This is a genomic window from Pyxidicoccus sp. M6, assembly GCF_055568925.1.
The window spans coordinates 771,497-789,209 of record NZ_CM145714.1; the positions used below are offsets into that span (position 1 = coordinate 771,497).

At 71.0% G+C, this 17,713-nt stretch carries 13 protein-coding genes; 9 read left to right on the forward strand and 4 right to left on the reverse strand.

All coding sequences use genetic code 11. The features are described 5' to 3' along the window. Positions 1 to 7: 7 nt before the first annotated feature. Positions 8 to 1,117 carry a redox-regulated ATPase YchF gene (gene ychF / locus ACVTJA_RS03280; RefSeq protein ID WP_465833697.1) on the forward strand — a complete coding sequence of 370 codons (1,110 nt, stop codon included), beginning with the start codon at positions 8 to 10 and terminating at the stop codon, positions 1,115 to 1,117. A gap of 80 nt (positions 1,118 to 1,197) precedes the next feature. Here the strand turns inward: ychF and ACVTJA_RS03285 are convergent, their stop codons facing one another. After that, positions 1,198 to 1,494, reverse strand: coding sequence for a hypothetical protein (locus tag ACVTJA_RS03285; RefSeq protein WP_465833699.1), 297 nt, complete (start codon positions 1,492 to 1,494; stop codon positions 1,198 to 1,200). Positions 1,495 to 1,755: 261 nt separating this feature from the next. Between ACVTJA_RS03285 and ACVTJA_RS03290 the strand changes: the two genes are divergently transcribed. Beyond that, positions 1,756 to 4,776, forward strand: a complete 3,021-nt coding sequence (locus ACVTJA_RS03290; RefSeq protein ID WP_465833701.1) for a hypothetical protein — start codon at positions 1,756 to 1,758, stop codon at positions 4,774 to 4,776. A gap of 50 nt (positions 4,777 to 4,826) precedes the next feature. Further along, the gene (locus ACVTJA_RS03295; RefSeq protein ID WP_465833703.1) at positions 4,827 to 9,200 is read left to right on the forward strand and encodes a beta strand repeat-containing protein; all 4,374 of its coding nucleotides are present in this window, start codon (positions 4,827 to 4,829) and stop codon (positions 9,198 to 9,200) included. 103 nt (positions 9,201 to 9,303) lie between these two features. Here ACVTJA_RS03295 and ACVTJA_RS03300 read toward each other — a convergent pair whose 3' ends face one another. Beyond that, positions 9,304 to 10,602 carry a citrate/2-methylcitrate synthase gene (locus ACVTJA_RS03300; protein WP_465833704.1) on the reverse strand — a complete coding sequence of 433 codons (1,299 nt, stop codon included), beginning with the start codon at positions 10,600 to 10,602 and terminating at the stop codon, positions 9,304 to 9,306. A 111-nt stretch (positions 10,603 to 10,713) separates the two neighbouring features. Here ACVTJA_RS03300 and ACVTJA_RS03305 point away from each other — a divergent pair, with 111 nt between their 5' ends. From ACVTJA_RS03305 to agmC, 6 genes are all read left to right on the forward strand, one after another. Next, the gene (locus tag ACVTJA_RS03305; RefSeq protein ID WP_465833706.1) at positions 10,714 to 11,493 is read left to right on the forward strand and encodes a class I SAM-dependent methyltransferase; all 780 of its coding nucleotides are present in this window, start codon (positions 10,714 to 10,716) and stop codon (positions 11,491 to 11,493) included. A 128-nt stretch (positions 11,494 to 11,621) separates the two neighbouring features. Then, the gene (locus ACVTJA_RS03310; protein ID WP_465833707.1) at positions 11,622 to 12,125 is read left to right on the forward strand and encodes a cupin domain-containing protein; all 504 of its coding nucleotides are present in this window, start codon (positions 11,622 to 11,624) and stop codon (positions 12,123 to 12,125) included. Between the two features lie 157 nt (positions 12,126 to 12,282). After that, positions 12,283 to 12,534: a hypothetical protein gene (locus tag ACVTJA_RS03315; RefSeq protein ID WP_465833708.1), complete on the forward strand. Its 252-nt coding sequence runs from the start codon at positions 12,283 to 12,285 to the stop codon at positions 12,532 to 12,534. A 137-nt stretch (positions 12,535 to 12,671) separates the two neighbouring features. Continuing rightward, the gene (locus tag ACVTJA_RS03320; RefSeq protein ID WP_465833709.1) at positions 12,672 to 13,166 is read left to right on the forward strand and encodes a hypothetical protein; all 495 of its coding nucleotides are present in this window, start codon (positions 12,672 to 12,674) and stop codon (positions 13,164 to 13,166) included. A 122-nt stretch (positions 13,167 to 13,288) separates the two neighbouring features. Continuing rightward, positions 13,289 to 13,825 (forward strand): heme NO-binding domain-containing protein, encoded by a 537-nt coding sequence (locus ACVTJA_RS03325; protein ID WP_465833710.1) that lies wholly within the window; start codon positions 13,289 to 13,291, stop codon positions 13,823 to 13,825. Positions 13,826 to 13,880: 55 nt separating this feature from the next. Beyond that, positions 13,881 to 16,223 (forward strand): adventurous gliding motility protein AgmC, encoded by a 2,343-nt coding sequence (agmC, locus tag ACVTJA_RS03330; protein ID WP_465833711.1) that lies wholly within the window; start codon positions 13,881 to 13,883, stop codon positions 16,221 to 16,223. A 30-nt stretch (positions 16,224 to 16,253) separates the two neighbouring features. Here agmC and ACVTJA_RS03335 read toward each other — a convergent pair whose 3' ends face one another. Then, positions 16,254 to 17,054 (reverse strand): TIGR00266 family protein, encoded by an 801-nt coding sequence (locus ACVTJA_RS03335; protein WP_465833712.1) that lies wholly within the window; start codon positions 17,052 to 17,054, stop codon positions 16,254 to 16,256. 189 nt (positions 17,055 to 17,243) lie between these two features. Further along, positions 17,244 to 17,687 (reverse strand): cytochrome c oxidase assembly factor Coa1 family protein, encoded by a 444-nt coding sequence (locus ACVTJA_RS03340; RefSeq protein ID WP_465833714.1) that lies wholly within the window; start codon positions 17,685 to 17,687, stop codon positions 17,244 to 17,246. Between the last annotated feature and the right edge of the window lie 26 nt (positions 17,688 to 17,713).

The window sequence follows — 17,713 nt, forward strand, 5'->3', positions numbered from 1 at the left end:
AATCAGCATGGCTCTCTCCATCGGCATCGTCGGGCTCCCCAACGTGGGCAAGTCCACCCTGTTCAACGCGCTGTCCGCCGCGGGCGCGCAGGCGGCCAACTACCCCTTCTGCACCATCGAGCCCAACGTGGGCGTGGTGCCCGTGCCGGATGACCGGCTCGACAAGCTGTCGGCGCTCATCAAGCCGCTCAAGAAGATTCCCACCTCGATTGAGTTCGTGGACATCGCCGGCCTCGTGCGCGGCGCGTCCAAGGGCGAAGGTCTGGGCAACCAGTTCCTCGGCAACATCCGCCAGGTGAACGCGGTGCTGCACGTGCTGCGCTGCTTCGAGGACGACAACGTCACCCACGTCGAGGGCGGGGTGAACCCGGTGAGGGACCGGGATGTCGTCGACACGGAGCTGTGCCTCAAGGACCTGGAGACGGTGGAGAAGCGCCGCGAGCGCAGCCTCAAGAACACCAAGGTCGGCGGCAAGGTGGGCGAGGAGGCGAAGGCCGAGGTCGCCCTGCTGGACCGCATCAAGGCGGGCCTGGACGCGGGCACCACGGTGCGCGCGCAGAAGCTCACCGAGGAAGAGCGCGCCGTCATCAGCGACCTCTTCCTGCTCACCGACAAGCCCGTGCTGTACGTGGCCAACATCGGTGAGTCGGAGATTGGCAAGGAAGACGCCAACCGGCACGTGAAGGCCGTGAAGGAGATGGCCGCGAAGGAGGGCGCTGAGGTCGTGGTGCTCGCCGCCGCCATGGAGTCGGAAATCCAGCAGTTGCCCGAGGAGGAGCGCGCGGGCTTCCTGGAGAGCGCGGGCCTCAAGGAGCCGGGCCTCCACAAGGTGGCGCGCGAGGGCTACAAGCTCCTGGGCCTGTGGACGTACTTCACCGTCGGCGAGCAGGAGTGCCGCGCGTGGACCATCCACAAGGGCTACAAGGCCCCGCAGGCGGCCGGCGTCATCCACTCGGACTTCGAGCGCGGCTTCATCAAGGCCGAGGTCATGCGCTGGGAGGACCTGGTGAAGCTCGGCAGCGAGTCCGCCGTGAAGGAGAAGGGCCTGCTGCGCGTGGAAGGCAAGGAGTACGTCGTCCAGGACGGCGACTGCATGCACTTCCGCTTCAACGTCTAGGCTTCACGCGAAGACTCGGGTTGTCCTACGCGGGCGCTTCCCACCAGGGGGCGCCCGCGTTGCGTTCGCGGGCCCCGCGCCTAGAGCCGACCCGCGGGCCCGCGCAGCAGCGTGAAGACCCACAGGCCCACCGCCACCGCCGCGAGCGCGGTGGTGAAGAGCGCGTTGCGGCGCGCGACGGCGGAGCCTCCGGACTGGCGCAGCGCGTAGAGCCACGCGCCGCCTACCCGCAGGACGAGGAAGCCGGCGAGCAGCACCGGCCCCACCACCTGCCAGCCCGCGGGCCGCGTCAGCAGCACCGCCCATGAGGCGACGAGAGAGACATTTCCCAGCAGGGACAGCAGGGCGAGCCGAGGGTGCGTGCGTCGGGGGTCCACGGCGCGGCAGTCTCTCCGGCACGCGCTCCACCTCCAACGTCCGAGTGCGCGCGGTGCCCGGCAGGTGACAGCGACCCGGCGAGTCTTTTCCGCCTCCGTCAAGGCCGCCCGCGGCACGACGCTCCGGGGCCGTCGAGTGCCTGCCCTGCAGTCGCACCGTTTTATCACGATTTGACTGTAGGGGTGTGTGTCCCGCTACCGTTCGTGTTTCCCTCCTGCACATCTATCTGTAACCCGGTTTCTGGAGAAATCCGCTTGCACATGCGAAGACGAGTCGTCGTCTCCATGGCTGTTGGTGCTGGTGTCCTGGCGCTGGCTGCTCCCGCGTCCGTCCGCGCATACCGCGTATGGGCCGAGGAGCAGCGCCGTCTGCGCTTCGAGGACTTCATGCAGCAGCCCGGCGAGGACGCACCCCCGCAGCTGAAGGCCGCCGTCGAAGAGGAGCTGTTCGAGGACGGCGACTACGAGGTCGAGGACATCGACGATGCCTTCGCCCGCTGGATGGCGCACAAGGCCCAGTGGGGCATTCCCACGAAGCAGGACTCGGACACGCTGCTGGCCGAGGCCCGCGCCGAGGCGCAGCGCTGGGCGGACCGGATGCCCCGCACTCCGGGCCAGAAGGGGCTGGGGCAGAGCGCCAACGCCTGGGTGAACCTGGGCCCCACCGACGCGTTCTTCCAGTTCAACGGCACGCGCTACACGCAGGTGGACTCCGGCCGCCTCACCAACATCGCCGTGGACCCGCGCAATCAGAACGTCGCGTACGTCGCCACCTCGGGCGGCGGCGTGTGGAAGACGTTCAACCTCTTCTCCCCGGACCCCACCTGGCACCCGCTGACGGAGACGCTGGGCAACCTGGCCGTGGGCGACATGGACATGGACCCCCAGAACCCGGACACGCTGTACCTGGGCCTGGGTGACTTCGTGGACCTGGCCGGCGGACAGGTGGTGAAGACCACCAACGGTGGCGCGAGCTGGGAGACGCCGGTGTCGCTGGTGGGCACATACCCCGCTGGCTCGGGCGGCCTGACGGTGCGCCCGCTGCGCATCCGCGCCCTCAAGGTGGACCCGAGCGCGCCCAACATCATCCTCGTCGGCACGGAGGCGGGCCTGTACCGCTCCACCGACTCGGGCGCGTCGTTCCAGTTGGTGGACCTGCCCAACGTGGGCACGCAGACGCCGGACACCGTCTGGACCATGGCCTACACCGGACAGGTGGGCGGCGTGAGCCGCTGGGCCCTCAGCGGCACGGCCTACGCGAGCCCCACCTCGGCGGCCCCCACTGCCTCCACGGCGGTGCAGGGCGACATCTGGGTGAGCACGGACGCGGGCCTGACCTGGTCCTCGCGCGCGGCGGCCAACGCGCTGCCCGACAACAACACCACCACCGGCACGCTCCCGGACATCAGCCGCGTGGCGCTCGCCGCGGGCACGCCTTCCGAGGACCCGACGCACACGGTGCTGTTCGCGCTGACGGGCCGGCGCACCAACGTGGCCAATGGCGGTGGCATCTGGCGCTCCACGGACGCGGGCAACACGTGGCAGGACGTTTCCGGCGGCAGCAAGGGCGAAGGCTCGCCGCGCAACCCCGCCTTCGCGTCCTCGAGCGCCCGCTGCATCAGCATCAACGTGCACGGCGCCCAGGCCTGGTACAACGCCACCATCGCGGTGGACCCGGGGGACAACAACCGCGTCATCCTCGGCGGCACCTACTGCGGCCTGCGCACCATCAACGGCATGGAGGGGCAGCCCACGTGGGAGCTGGTGTCGCACTGGCTGCCGACGTCCACCACCAACGCCACCACGGATGACGGCGTCCTGCCGTACGTCCACGCGGACTGGCACGTCACGCAGGTGCTGCGCACGCCCACCGGCTACATGGTGATGGTGGGCAGCGACGGTGGCCTCTTCACGTCCACCGACGTCTTCACCCCCGGCAAAATCAATCAGGAGACGGTGCACTGGCGCTTCCCCAACCGGGGCCTGGTGACGCACCTGATGTACAACGTCGCGTCGGGTGACCCGGCCACGGGCAACGCGTTCGTCGCCTTCGCGGGCCTGCAGGACAACGGCACGCGCATGCGCGACTCGCAGGCGTCGCCCACCACCTTCAACCAGGTCATCGGCGGCGACGGCATCGGCGTGGCCGCGTCCCGCGTGGGCGAGGACAGCGTGTTCTGGGGCTCGGTGCAGAACAGCTCCACGCGCTGGTGCGACCCGGACACGGCGGGCAACAGCGGCTGCAACCAGGGCGTGGGCAACACGTGGCGCACCCTGGCGCCGCCCACCACGGCGGCCGCGGGTGGCTGCGCCGGTGACGGCGTGACGTTCCTCACCAAGGTGCGGGCCATCAACACCGGCAACCGGCCGGCGGCCATCACCGGCACCACCTACGGCGTCTTCCGCCTGGTGGGCACGCCGAGCGGCACGGACGTGCGCCAGTGGCAGCACCTGGGCGCGTGCGACACCGTCAACGGCGTCCGGGCCCTCGGCGTCTCGTCCACCGTGGACGGCCTGTACGGCGTCGCCGCCACGGCCGGACGCTTCCGCGTCATGTCCGGCTGCACGCTGGACACGCCGGCCGCGTCCTGCACGTGGACGGTGACCAACCGCATGGGGGTGGACCTCAACGGCAACGGTACGGTCGACATCGCGGAGTCTCCGCAGAACACCAACAGCGTGGACTTCCCGCCCAACCACGAAGGCATCACCCCGGGTGACATGTTCGTGGGCTCCAGCGTGACGGCGTCCGCCTCGCTGCCCGCGGGCACCGGCCGCGTGTACCTCACGAGGGACCGCGGCCAGACGTGGCAGAACATCACCGGCGACCTGCCCAACGTGCCGGTGCAGGTGGTGCGCTTCGACCCGTCGGACGACACCAACCAGACGCTCTTCGCGGGCACGGACCTGGGCGTGTACCGGACCACCAACCAGGGTGCGACGTGGGAGCGCTACGGCGTGGGCCTGCCGCTGGTGCGGGTGATGGACATGTACGTCGGCCGCACGGGTGGCCTGCTGCGCATCGCCACCTTCGGGCGCGGCATGTGGGAAATCTACCCGTCCGCCACCGCCGAGCGCGGCGTGGCCGGCAACGGTGACTTCGACCGCAACGGGCAGCTCGACTTCGTGGACCTGCTCGCCACGGCCAACCGCCTGGGCACCACCCCGGCCACCGAGTCCAAGCCCTACTACGACTGGAACCAGGACCTCGTCGGCACCCAGAACGCGGTGGACGAGCAGGACCTGACCCAGTTGGTCAATCGCTACGGAGGGCGGCCGTGATGATGCGCGCGTCCTCTTCCACCTCTTCGTTGCTCTCGGAGCGCAACATCTTGAGCCAGCGCATTGCTCTCGGTCTCACGCTGCTCGCGGCGCTGTTCGCCTCGGCCTGCGGTGACGACCCGAAGCCCCAGCCCGAGTCCGCCACCCTCGTCTTCCGCAGCCAGCCCGGTTCGGTCCGGGCCGGTGAGAAGCTCGGGGACGTCGAAGTGGCCCTCGTCGACGCCAGCGGCAACATCCTCACCGACCGCAGCGGCACGGTGCAGTTGACGCTGACGGACGCGCCCGAGGGAGCGAAGCTCGGCGGCACCACCCGCGGCGTGCTCAACTACGGCGTCACGCACTTCTCCAACCTCACCGTGACGAAGGCCGCGGCCGGCATGAAGCTGTCGGCGCAGTTGGCCTCACAGACGGTGGCGAGCGCGCCCTTCACCGTGCGCCCGGCCGTGGCCCATTCATTGTCCATCACCACTGGCCCCACGGAGGCGGTGGCCGGCGCGGCGCTCGCGCCGGTAGCCGTCACGCTGCGCGACGCGTACGGCAACATCCCCGAGGAGGTCTCCACGGTGACGGCCTCCCTGGAGGGCGGCACCGCGGGTGCCACGCTGTCGGGGAATCTCACCGCGCAGACGGTGAATGGCGTGGCCACCTTCAACGAGCTGTCCATCGACGAGGACGGCGAGGGCTACGTGCTGGCCTTCGCCTCGGGGACGATGGCCACGGTGAAGTCCGCGCCCTTCAAGGTGCGGCCCGGAGCGCCGGCCCGTCTGGCCTTCACCACGCAGCCCGCAACCTCCACGGTGGCGGGTGCCACGCTGGCTCCCGTGAAGGTGACGGTGTTGGACTCGCGGGGCAAGGTGGCGAAGGAGGCCGACGGCAATGTCTCCCTGGAGTTGGTGGCCGCCAATGGCGCGACGCTGGGCGGCACGGCCTCCGTGGCGGTGGCCAGGGGTGTGGCGACCTTCGATGCACTGAGCATCCAGAAGGCCGGCACGGGCTATACGCTGCGCGCCAGCTTCGGCTCGCTGGCGGCGGTGGACTCCTCTGCCTTCGCAATCACTCCAGCGGCGGCGGCGCGGCTGGCCTTCGTGACGGAGCCCGGCACGTCCACGGCCGGCGAGGCCCTGTCCCCGGCGGTGCAGGTGGAGCTGCTCGACACGTACGGCAACCGGGCGGCTTCCACCGCGACGGTGAGCGTGGCGCTGGGCGCCAACCCGGGCGGCACGGCGCTGCACGGCACGCGCTCGGTGGCCGCGGTGGCGGGCCTCGCGACCTTCGCGGACCTGTCCATCCAGGTCGCGGCGCAGGCGTACACCCTGGAGGCGATGTCCGGGCAGCTCGCGGCGGTGGCGACTGGCACGTTCGACGTGGTGCCCGCGGCGGCGGCGGCGCTGGCCTTCACCGGCCAGCCGTCCAACGCGGTGGCGGGTGGTTCGCTGTCTCCGGCCGTCGAGGTCACCATTCGTGATGCGTTCGGCAACACGGTGCCCTCCACCGACGCGGTGGCGCTGGCGCTGGAGGGCGGCTCGGGCGCGGTGCTGGGTGGCACCGTGTCCGTGGCGGCCGAGGCCGGCGTGGCCCGCTTCTCCGCGGTGCACGTGCAGAAGGCGGGCACGGGCTACACGCTGCGCGCGACTTCCGGCTCGCTGACGGAGGCGACGAGCACCGCGTTCTCCATCACCGCGGCCGAGGCGGCGAAGCTGGCCATCTCCCGTCAGCCGGCCAACGGCATCGCGGGCGAGGCGCTGAGCCCGGGCATGCGGGTGTCCATCCTGGACGCGTTCGACAACCTCACGGGCTCCACCGGGAGCGTCACCGTGGCGCTGGCCACCAACCCGGCCGGCGGCGTGCTGCAGGGCACGCTGACGGAGTCTGCGGTGGCGGGCGTGGCCACCTTCGGTGCGCTGCGCGTGGAGAAGGCGGGCACGGGCTATTCGCTGCGTGCCACGGCGCAGGGGCTCACCGAGGCGATGAGCGGCACATTCGACATCGCCCCGGCGAGCGCGGCCTCGCTGGCGTTCCGCAGCCAGCCCACGGACGGTGTCGCGGGCGAGAGCCTGGCGGCCTTCGAGGTGGAGATGCTGGACGCGTACGGCAACGTGGCGGACTCCACCGCGACGGTGACGCTGTCGCTGGGCACGAACCCCGGTGGCGGTGCGCTGGGTGGTGACGTGGCGGAGGACGCGGTGGCGGGCGTGGCCCGCTTCACGGCGGTCCAACTCCAGAAGGCGGCGGCGGACTACACGCTGCGCGCCACCTCCGGCTCACTGACGGCGGCGGTGAGCGGCATGTTCGACATCGTCCCCGCGGCGCCGGCCTCGCTGGCCTTCCTCCAGCAACCGAGCAACATCGCCGCCGGTGAGCTCATCGCCCCGGCGGTGCAGGTGGCGGCCTCGGATGCGTTCGGCAACCGGGCCACCAATGCCACCGGCAACGTGAGCCTCGCGCTGGGCACCAACCCGAGCGGGGCCTCGCTGACGGGCACCCTCGGGGTGGCGCTCTCCAATGGCGTGGCGTCCTTCCCGGACGTGTCCGTCGACCGGGCGGGCTCGGGCTTCACGCTGTCGGCGACGCTGGGGACGCTGCCCGCGGTGGCGAGCAGCGCGTTCGACGTGGCGGCGGCGGCGACCACCCTCGCGTTCGTGACGAACCCGGGGAACGTGACGGCGGGCAACGACTTCAACCCCGTCGTGCAGGTGGAGATTCGCGATGCTTCCGGCAACCGGACGACCTCTCGCGCCACGGTGACGCTGCGGCTGGCGAACAACCCGACGGGGGCTTCGCTGTCGGGCATCGTGTCGCGCAGCGCGGTGAATGGCGTGGTGCAGTTCCCCGGCCTGGGTGTGCGCAAGGCGGGGACGGGCTACACGCTGGAGGCGACCTCGGGCAGCCTGACGTCGGCGGTCAGCACCGCCTTCAACGTGTCGCCCGGGGCGATGAATCAACTGGTGGTGACGACGCAGCCTCCGGCGACGGTGGTGGCCGGTGCCGTCATGAGCGCCGTCGTCGTGGAGGCGCAGGACGCGTACGGCAACCGGATACCGACCTTCGGCAACGCGGGGGAGAAGATGGCCGTCGGCGTGGACCCCGACTTCAACCCGAGCGGCGTGTCCGTGCTGGGCACTCGCGAGGTGAGCGTCGTCAACGGCGTGGCCACCTTCTCGAACATCAGCCTGGACAGGGTGGGCAGCGCGGAGCTGCTGTTCGTGGCGTACAACGCGGCCATCACCGCGCTGTACCAGGGCTACTCGAACACCATCACCGTCACGCCCGGTGCGCCGGCGGCGATTGCCTTCGGCCCGGTGCCGGCGACGACGACGGCGGGCTCGGCGATGGGCCCGGCGGTGCAGGTGCGGGTGACGGACCGGTATGGCAATGCGACGAGCGGCAGCGGTGACGTGACGCTGACGCTGGCCGCGAACCCCGGCCATGACACGCTCCGGGGCACGTTGACGGTGTCCGTGACGGACGGCGTGGCGACGTTCGCGGACCTGGTGCTGCGCAAGGCCGCGCAGGGCTATACGCTGAAGGCCAGCATGGGCGCGCTGACGCCCGTGACGAGCTCCACGTTCGCAGTCATCGGTGCCGCTCCCGCGCGGGTGGAGTTCGCCGCGCAGCCGCGCTCGACGCCCAACGGCCTCCCGCTGAACGAGGTGGCGGTGCGGCTGGTGGACGCGTTCGACAACACGGCGACGTCGGAGGCACCGGTGACGCTGACGCTGGGCAACGCGAATGGCGCGGTGCTCGGCGGCACGGCGACGGTGAACGCGCAGGGCGGCGTGGCGCGCTTCGGCGACCTCACGGTGGACCGGAGCGGCCAGGGCTACGTGCTGGCGGCATCGTCGCCCTCGCTGGTGGGCGCCGAGTCCGACGCGTTCGACGTGTACGGCGCGTCGCTGGTGTACGTGGACCCGGCGGCGGGCCGCATCCGGCTGATGCGCAACCCGGCGTCGACGAATACGCAGCTCGTGCTGGACGTGGTGGCGGCCGAGGACCTGAGTGGCTACGGCGTGGGCTTCAACCTGCCGCTGGACGCGACGAAGGTGCGGCTGACGGCGCAGGACGGCATCACCGCGGGAGCCATCTTGTCGGTGGGCGCGTCGGCTCCGGCGATGGTGGCGGCGCTGCCTCTGAGTGGTCCGCTGACGGGTGTGCTGACCAGCGGCATCAGCCAGAAGGCGGCGGGCTCCGGCGCAGTTGCGACGGACACGGAGATTCCGGCGGGCAGCGTGCTGTACCAGCTCCGGCTGACGCTGGCGCCGGGCGCCGAGCCGGGCGTGGTGTTCGACGGCTCCAACCTGGGCAGCGGCTTCAAGGGCCTGCTGCGCAACAAGCTGGGCGATGACGTGGTCGGCAGCAGCGGCTTCGGAATCGGCAGGCTGGAGATTGCGGCGGACGCCGGCTTCCAGAAGACGGCGTCGCGGTAGTCGAGCGCTGTGAAGTCACCGCCTCACCGGGCACCCCCGGTGAGGCGCTTCCCGGGCCCTGCTTGGATGGCAATGTGCCATCCGGGTGGGGCCCGGGTGTTTTCTACGTCCTGGGTGCAGTAGGCGAGGGCTCCACATAGCGGGCTCGTGGACGCAGCAGGTGTCCCTGCTCGCGTTGCTCCAGCACATGCGCCACCCAGCCCGCCGCGCGTCCCACGGCGAAGAGCGTGGCCGCGCTTCCCGGCGGCAGGCCCAGCGCTTCCGCCAGCATGACGAGCGCCAGGTCCACCGACGGCGGCGGGTGTCCCGCGTCCCGCATCACTTCCAGCACGGCCCTCCCCACCCGGACTCCCTGCGCTTCGGGCCGCACCGACTGCGCCGCCTCCAGAATCGGCGGCGTCCTCGGGTCTCCCTTCGGGTACAGCTGGTGTCCGAAGCCCGGCACCGACTCTCCGCGCCGCAGCCGCTCGAACACCACCTGTGGCGCGCGCTCTGGCTTGCCCACCTCCGCCAGGAGTGCCTCCACCCTGTCACACGCGCCACCGTGCTTCGGCCCGGACAGCGCCGCCAGCGCCGCGCTCACGCACGCGTACAGGTCCGCTCCCGAGGACGCCGTCACCCGCGCGGTGAAGGTGGACACATTCAGCTCATGGTCCGCCAGTAGCACCAGTCCCCGGTTCAGGAACTCCGGCGCGCGCTTCACGTCCGTGTTCCATGCCGTGGCCAGTGACGTCGCCACTGTGTCCTCCTTCAGCGCCCTCGCCACCCGGCCCGGCGCCGACGCCACGCACACCCACGCCGCCAGGTGGCGCAGTAACTGCCGCGCTCGTGCCCTCTCCCCCTCAGGGGGCGCCGCGAATCGCACCGGGTCTCTCGCGCCCAGCAGTGGCACCAGCGCGGACAGCGCCGCCACCGGAGGAGTGCCCTTCGGCAGCAGTCGTGCCAGCTCCGACGGTGGAAAGGACAACTCCGGCGCCGGCCACTTCACCGGCTCCGTCGGCAGCGTCCCCGTCCACAACAACTCCGCCACGTCCTCGAAGGCGCGCCCCTCCACCGCCAGCTTCACCGCCAGGTGCCCCCGGTACTCGATGCCCTCTCCGCCCACCCGCGACACCGATGAGTCGATGACCGGCTCACCCCATCGCAGCGCGCCCGCGGCCACCGCCGCGTGTCCCGCCCGTGCGTCGTGTCGCGCCTTCAGCCGCTCCAGGTCCGCGCGCACGTAGCGGTTCTCTTTCGTCCCCGGCTCCGGCACGCACCGGATGAGCCCCCGGCTGACGTACGTGTAGAGCGTCGCCCGCTTCACGCCCAGCAGCTCGGCGGCTTCCGCCGCGGGCACCAGCTCCTCCTCACGTTGATGGTCGAATCGAGATTGAGAGCGACCGCCCTTACGCTTACTCATGCTTCACACGCCTCCACGGCGCTCATTGTCGACTCGACTGGATGCATTGTCGACACATGCGTACCCGTATCCCGGGCCAACCCGGCCCGGTGCGTGGAAAGGAGCCCTGTCATGCAGGTGGATTTCGGACGCACGTCCTCCGACTACGCAAAGCACCGCGCCGGCTTCCCGGATGTCTTCTTCTCCCGGCTCGTCCGCGAGGGAATTCTTCGTGCCGGCCTGCGCGCGGTGGACGTGGGCACGGGCACCGGCACCATCGCCCGAGGACTCGCGAGGCACGGCTGCACCGTCACCGCGCTGGACGTGTCCGCGCCCATGCTGGAGTCCGCGCGGAGCCTCGCCACCGAGGCGGGCCTGCGCATCGACTTCCATCAGGCCCCGGCCGAGCGCACCGGACTTCCCTCGGAATCCTTCGAGCTCTTCACCGCCGGCCAGTGCTGGCACTGGTTCGACCGCCGCTCCGCCGCCCGCGAGGCCGCTCGGCTACTCGTCCCCGGCGGCCGGCTCGTCATCGCGCACAATGACTGGCTGGCTCCCGAGGGCAGCGTCGTCGAGGCCACCGAGGCGCTCATCGACGCCTTCAACCCCGGCCCGCCGCCCACGTACCTCGGCTATGGCCACGGCGTGGGCGTGTACCCGGAGTGGTACCGCGACGTCGCCAACGCGGGCTTCACGAGCCTGGAGTCCTTCACCTTCGACGTGACGGTGCCCTACACCCACGAGGCGTGGCGGGGCCGCATCCGAGCCAACGCCCGGGTGGGCGCGTCGCTCCCGGCCGCCGCCGTCACGCGTTTCGATACGCAGCTTGCGACCATCCTCGCCGAGCGCTTCCCACAGGGGCCGCTGTCCATTCCGCACCGCATCTTCGTCCTCATGGCGACGCGGCCCTGAGACACCGGATGCGCTCGCGCTCGCGCGTCGGCGCATCCACGAGCCTTCAACCAGACGCGCACCTTGCCCTCTCGCTTCGTGGCGATGCGTTTCCGAGTCCCGCACTGTGCGCACAAAGGACCCACGTCATGTCCTCCCACAAGCACGTCGTGCATGAGCAGGAAATCCCCTGGAATGAAGTCACGCATGGCCCGAAGGTGTCGTATCGCCGCAAGCAGCTCGGCGCGGCGGCGAAGGGCCGGAAGCTGGGGTGCAGCCTGATGGAATTGCCTCCGGGCAAGTTCGCCTTTCCGCGCCACTTCCACACCGCCAACGAGGAGGCGTACTACGTCCTCTCCGGCACCGGCCGCTTGCGCATCGGCGAGGACACCGTCGCGGTGAAGGCGGGCGACTACGTGGCGCTCCCCGTGGGGCCCGAGGGCGCGCACCAGCTCGTCAACGACGGCACGGAGACGCTGCGCTACCTCGCCTTCTCCACCATGGTGGAGCCGGACATCACGGTGTGCCCGGACTCGAAGAAGGTGGTGCTCTTCGCGGGCGCCGCGCCGGGAGGTGACAAGTCCGCGCGCACGCTGTCCGTCATCCTGCCCCTGTCCGCCGAAGTGGACTACTGGAGCGGCGAGGAGCGATAGGCTTCCGGAGCTGCGCGAGTTTCAGGTGCCAACGCTTCAATGTGCGTTTCAGGTAGGGCCTTTGTCGACCTACTTGTGGCGTTGCGCAGTCTTTCCCGCGAAGATGGGGCGCCTGATGGTCGGTGTAGTTTTCACTCGCGACCTCGGGAGACTGCTCGTGTTCGACGCATATCGCTTCTTCGAGCCACTGAACGGCCGGTCCTTCACCGAGGTGCGCGACTTGCTGCGGGCCGTCGCGGAAGTGCGGGTGCGCTTCCTCGCGGACCTGCCCTCGGACTTCGACGTGACGGAGTTGCTCGAGCTGGCGCGCCGCAACCGCTGGCTCACCGAGGATGCGGAAGGGCGGCTGCACTTCCAGGTCGCGGCTCCCGCGAAGTCCCGGAAGATGGAACCCGCGTTCTCCTCATAGGCGGAGGGGCATCACCCCGCTGCTTCATGGGACTCGGCATTCTTCGTCGAATGAAGCTCGCTTCCGCGGCTTCGCGCTGACACCGCCTCACGCCTGAACGGCCGCGCCCGCGCATTCGCGTCTATGCTGCCGGCCGAATGGCCTCCCCCCTCGACGTGCTCGTCCGCGAGCGACTCCTCAAGGACCGCGATGCCGCCGCCGAGGTGGTTCGCGGCGGCGAGCCGCCCCACGTCTCGCTGCTGCGCCTGTGTGATGCCGGCCTCCTCGAAGGCGGCCTCAGCGCGGCCTACGGCGTGCGCCCCGACGAGCTGGTCGGCCCCCTCACCACCGCCATGGGCGGCGCCGCGAAGCGCTTCAAGGTGGTGGATGTGCGCGAGCGCCCCGTCCTCGAGCTGCACATCCTCGCCGGCGACGTCTCCGAGCGCTGGGAGGTGGAGGACCTCTCCGCCCTCGTCCACAACCTCAACAGCCTCTACCGCGATGACCTCAACGTGCGCGCCGTCGCCGAGCTGGGTGAGTGGGAGGACGCCCTCCAGCTCTGGTGTGTGGACAAGCGCGTCCTTCCGCGCCTGTTGCGCCAGCCCTTCTTCGCTCCGCGAAATGTCCGAGCACTGACTCCCGGGCAGGATTGATGTTCAGCCAAGGACTCCTCCTCCGGGGCAATGACCCTGCGGGGTAGGGGACGTGGTACCCCCTCGCGCGCAACTTTGCAGGCGCGGTGGAACACATACGTGTTCCCCGCAAGGGGCCGGGCATGCAAGGCGTCGTCTTCCACGAGCTGCGAGGCTACGCCGAGCATCGGCTGGGGCCTCAGGGCTGGGACTCCCTGCTGGAGAACGCGGGACTCCCCCGTCGTATCTACCTGGCGTTCCGCGACTATCCGGACGCGGAGGTGGTGTCGCTGGTGGACGCGGCCTCGCGGATGACGGGCAGGCCGAGGCAGCGCGTGCTGGAGGAGCTGGGCGAGCGGCTCGGGCCGAGCCTGCTGCGCACGTACGGCGTCCTCGTGGAGCCGCACTGGACGGTGCTCGACATGGTGGAGCACCTGGAGCGCCTGCACCAGCAGGTGCGACGCGACGCACACCTGCGCCCGCCCAGCGTCGTCTGCCAGCGCGTGCGACGTGATTTGGTCCAGGTGTCCTACGCCTCGCCCCGGAAGCTGTGCGGCCTGGGCATCGGCACCATCCGCGGGCTGGCGCGGCAGCTGGGCCAGACGGTGGTGGTGAGCGAGCGCCGCTGCATGCACCAGGGCGCCGTCACCTGCGAGCTGGACGTCAGCCTTCTCTCCTGAAAGGGCGGGCCCCGGCTCGCGGCGCATGGGCAATCTGGGGCACCATGGTGCCTGCATGCGCTCTGCATCCCTTCTCGTGCTCGCACTCCTCACGGCCACCCCGGCGTTGGCCGAGCTGGACTCCTTCGGCCTGGGGACGGGCAGGGACGGGTCCCTCAACGTCACCACGCCGGGCCGCGTCATCAACTTCGCCGTGCCGCTGCGGGACGATGCGTCCGCGGGCACCAAGGAGCTGAGCGTGGACCGGCTCGGCACGGTGAAGGCCCAGTCCCTGGTACTCATCCACCAGACGAGCGGCTTCGCCTCGACGACGGCCTCCGGCGGTGCCACCACGGTGACGCCGGGCGCGGTGGGGCGCTGGGAGCTGGCTCGCGTCGCGTCGGTGACGGCTCCGGGGACGGTGACGCTCACCGCGCCGCTGGCGTATGCCTACACCGTGCCGGGCGCGCAGGTCGTCGCGGTGCCCGAGTACACCGACGTCACCGTGTCCGCCACGGCGTCCCTCGTCGCGCCGCCGTGGGACGGCGACAGCGGCGGCATCGTCGCGTTCCTGGCCACGGGCAAGGTGGTGAACGACGGCGCCATCTCCGCCGACGGCGTGGGCTTCCGGGGTGGCGTCTTCTTCAACCACGCCACCCTCACCGGGTGCACCGGCCTGGACCTGTCGCCCGAGCAGGGCGGCGCCGCCAAGGGTGAGGGCGTGGTGCTGCTCCGCTACGGCCCGGCCGGCGGGCGCGGCCACCTGGTCAACGCCGGGGGCGGTGGGAACTGCCACAACTCGGGCGGAGGGGGAGGCGGGCACGGCGGCGTGGGCGGCAATGGAGGGCGCACCGCGTCCGACACGGACAGTGGCCGGGCCGAGGGCGGGCTCGGGGGCGCGTTCATGAAGTACTCGCTGGTGGAGCAGGCCCTCTTCGGTGGAGGCGGCGGCGCGGGCGAGGGCAACGACGGCCATGGCACCGGCGGTGGGGCGGGCGGTGGCCTCGTGCTCGTGCGTGGCAACACCGTGTCAGGCACCGGCCGGTTCAGCGCGAATGGCACTTCGGAGGTTTCCATCAACCCGATCGATGACGGCGCGGGCGGTGGAGGCGCGGGCGGTTCCGTCATCGTGCGTGCCGCCGGTCAGGTGGTCTGCGGCGAGGTGCAGGCGCAAGGTGGCGTGGGCGGCAGCGTGACGGACACCGTCCGTCGCCTGGGCCCGGGGGGAGGCGGCAGCGGCGGGTACGTGCTGGTGACGGGGACGCCGGTGAGCGGCTGTCCGGTGAGCGTGACGGGCGGGGCCGCTGGGACGACGGCCTTCGACGGCACCACCCACGGCGCGGGCGCGGGCGGCGCGGGCGTCATCCAGCAGTACAACGTGTCCTACCGGCCACCGACGACGCCCTCCATCACCTTGCCCGTGGATGGCTCGGTGGGAGTGTCGGCGCGTCCCCCGTTCGCGGGCTCGTCGGACCCGGGCGTGCGGGTCATCATCTATGTCGATGGCGCGGAGCTCTTCCAGCTCGGCGCCGGGACTGACGGCAAGTTCTCCGGGAGCTATCCCGGACTGAACGCCCCGCTGACCGTGGGTCCGCACGTGGTGTCGATGGTGGCGGAGTCGTTCGGCGCGTACAGCGCGCGCTCGTTCGAGGTGGCGTTCGACGTCGCGGCCACGCTGGCGGACGGAGGGGTGCTGGTGCCGCCCATCCTCGTGGTGCCCTCGGACGGTGACACCATCGGCCCCACTCCGCTGTTCGCGGGTGTGGCTCCGAATGGCGTGTCAGTGGGCATCGAGGTGGACGGCCAGCCGGAGACCATCACCGTCCCCGTGGATGCCTTCGGTCGGTTCCGCTACCAGGTGCCGGGCGAGACGCCGCTGCCGCCAGGGTCGCACTTCATCACCGTGCATGCGCACACCGAGACGGGCGAGAGCGGTCCGTTCTCCCAGGAGACGCGCTTCGAGGTGGTGGCCGCGGACGCGGGCTCGGGCACGGCGGACGCGGGCTCGGACGGGTCCGACGCGGGTGTCCGCGACGTGCCGGTGATGGTGGTGCCCGCCGAGGGCGACGTGGTGGACTCCACGCCGCTGTTCGCCGGTGTCGCCGCGCCCGGTGCGTCCGTGTCCATCGAGGTGGATTCCGTGGCGGTGGCCACCGTGGTCGCCGATGCGACGGGCGCGTTCCGCCACCCGGTGCCCGCGGAGCAGGCGCTGTCGGTGGGCACGCACAGCGTGGCGGCGCAGGTGGTGGGAAGCGTCGCGGGCGCATCGGCGCCTCGCTCGCAGGCCACGGGCTTCGAGGTGCGGGGCCCGTCGAATCTCGACGTGGGCTGCGGCTGTGGCGCGTCTCCCACGAGCGTCATGGGAGGCTGGGCCCTGCTGTGGGGACTGGCCGCCGCGGCGAGACGGCGCACGCGTTAGGCGGCGCCGGCCCGCGCGGGCACCGCGTCGCTATTCGTCGCCGCCGAGCAGCGAGCCCAGGCCGACGCCACCCAGCACGCTGCCCTCGTCGCGCGAGCCACCGGGGCCCGCGGCGGAGAGGATGCGGCCCGCGAGCCGGCTGAAGGGCAGCGACTGGAGCCACACCTTGCCTGGCCCTCGCAGCGTGGCGAAGAAGAGGCCCTCGCCGCCGAAGAAGGCCGTCTTGATGCCGCTCACCATCTGGATGTCGTAGTCCACCGTGGGCGTGAAGGCGACGATGCAGCCCGTGTCCACGCGCAGCACTTCACCGGGGCCCAGGTTGCGCTCGAGCAGCGTGCCGCCCGCGTGGATGAAGGCGAGCCCGTCACCCTGGAGCCGCTGCATGATGAAGCCCTCGCCGCCAAACAGGCCGGTGCCCAGCTTCTTCTGGAAGGCGATGCCCAGCGACACGCCCTTGGCCGCGGCGAGGAAGCTGTCCTTCTGCGCAATCAGCTCGCCGCCGAGCTTGTCCAACTCCACCGGGATGATTTTGCCGGGGTAGGGCGCGGCGAAGGCCACCTTGCGCTTGCCCCGGCCGGCGCGGTTCTGGAACACCGTGGTGAAGAGCGATTCACCCGTCAGCAGCCGCTTGCCCGCGCCGAGCAGCGAGCCCAAGAAGCCGCTCTTCTTCTCCGAGCCGTCACCGAAGATGGTCTCCATCTCGATGCCGTCCTCCATGTACATGAGGGTGCCGGCCTCGGCCACCGCCGCCTCCCCAGGGTCCAGCTCCACTTCGACGAACTGCAGGTCTTCGCCGTAGATGTGGAAATCCACCTCGTGCATCTGCGCCATGGACAAGCTCCGTCGTGAAAGGGACGGGCACCATAGCCGCCCCGTCGCGTGACTCAACCCGCGAGCGCACGGGAACATGTCGCGGGCGCGTGACGCCTGGAAGGACGCGGCAATCCGGCTACTGCGCGAGCACGAATGGACAGCGTCGCCACGAGCTTTTCGTCGTCGTCCGCGATGGAGCGGCGGTGCTCAGTCCGGAGGGCGTGCGGGCGTGCTGCCCTCGGCGGGAAGCTCCACGTCGGTGCCGCCATCCTGACGGAGGACCAGCCGGCGCAGCGTCCACAGCTGGGGCGTGTAGGCCACCTGGACCTGGAGCACGCCCTGGCCGCGAGGGCCCGCGACATCCAGCTCGAAGTCCACCAGCCCGGCGTCGGGCGTGGTGCCATGGGCACACAGCGAGAGGGCGCTGCTCGTCAGGGGCGCGCCCAGGAGCGCCGTGGTGAGGGGCGAGGCCTCCGCGGTGCGCAGCGCGAGCCGGTGCACATCATCCCGGCGCAGCTCCTGCTCCATGCCCCGGTAGAGCGAGCGCAGCGTCCAGGCCACGCCGCCGGCGAAGCAGCCCAGCCCACCCAGCACCAGGGCGCCGGCCACGAGCCAGCTCTTCCAGGGGCTGTGTCGGACGGGGCGAGGCATGCGCGGGGCTCCGCCACCATGCTAAC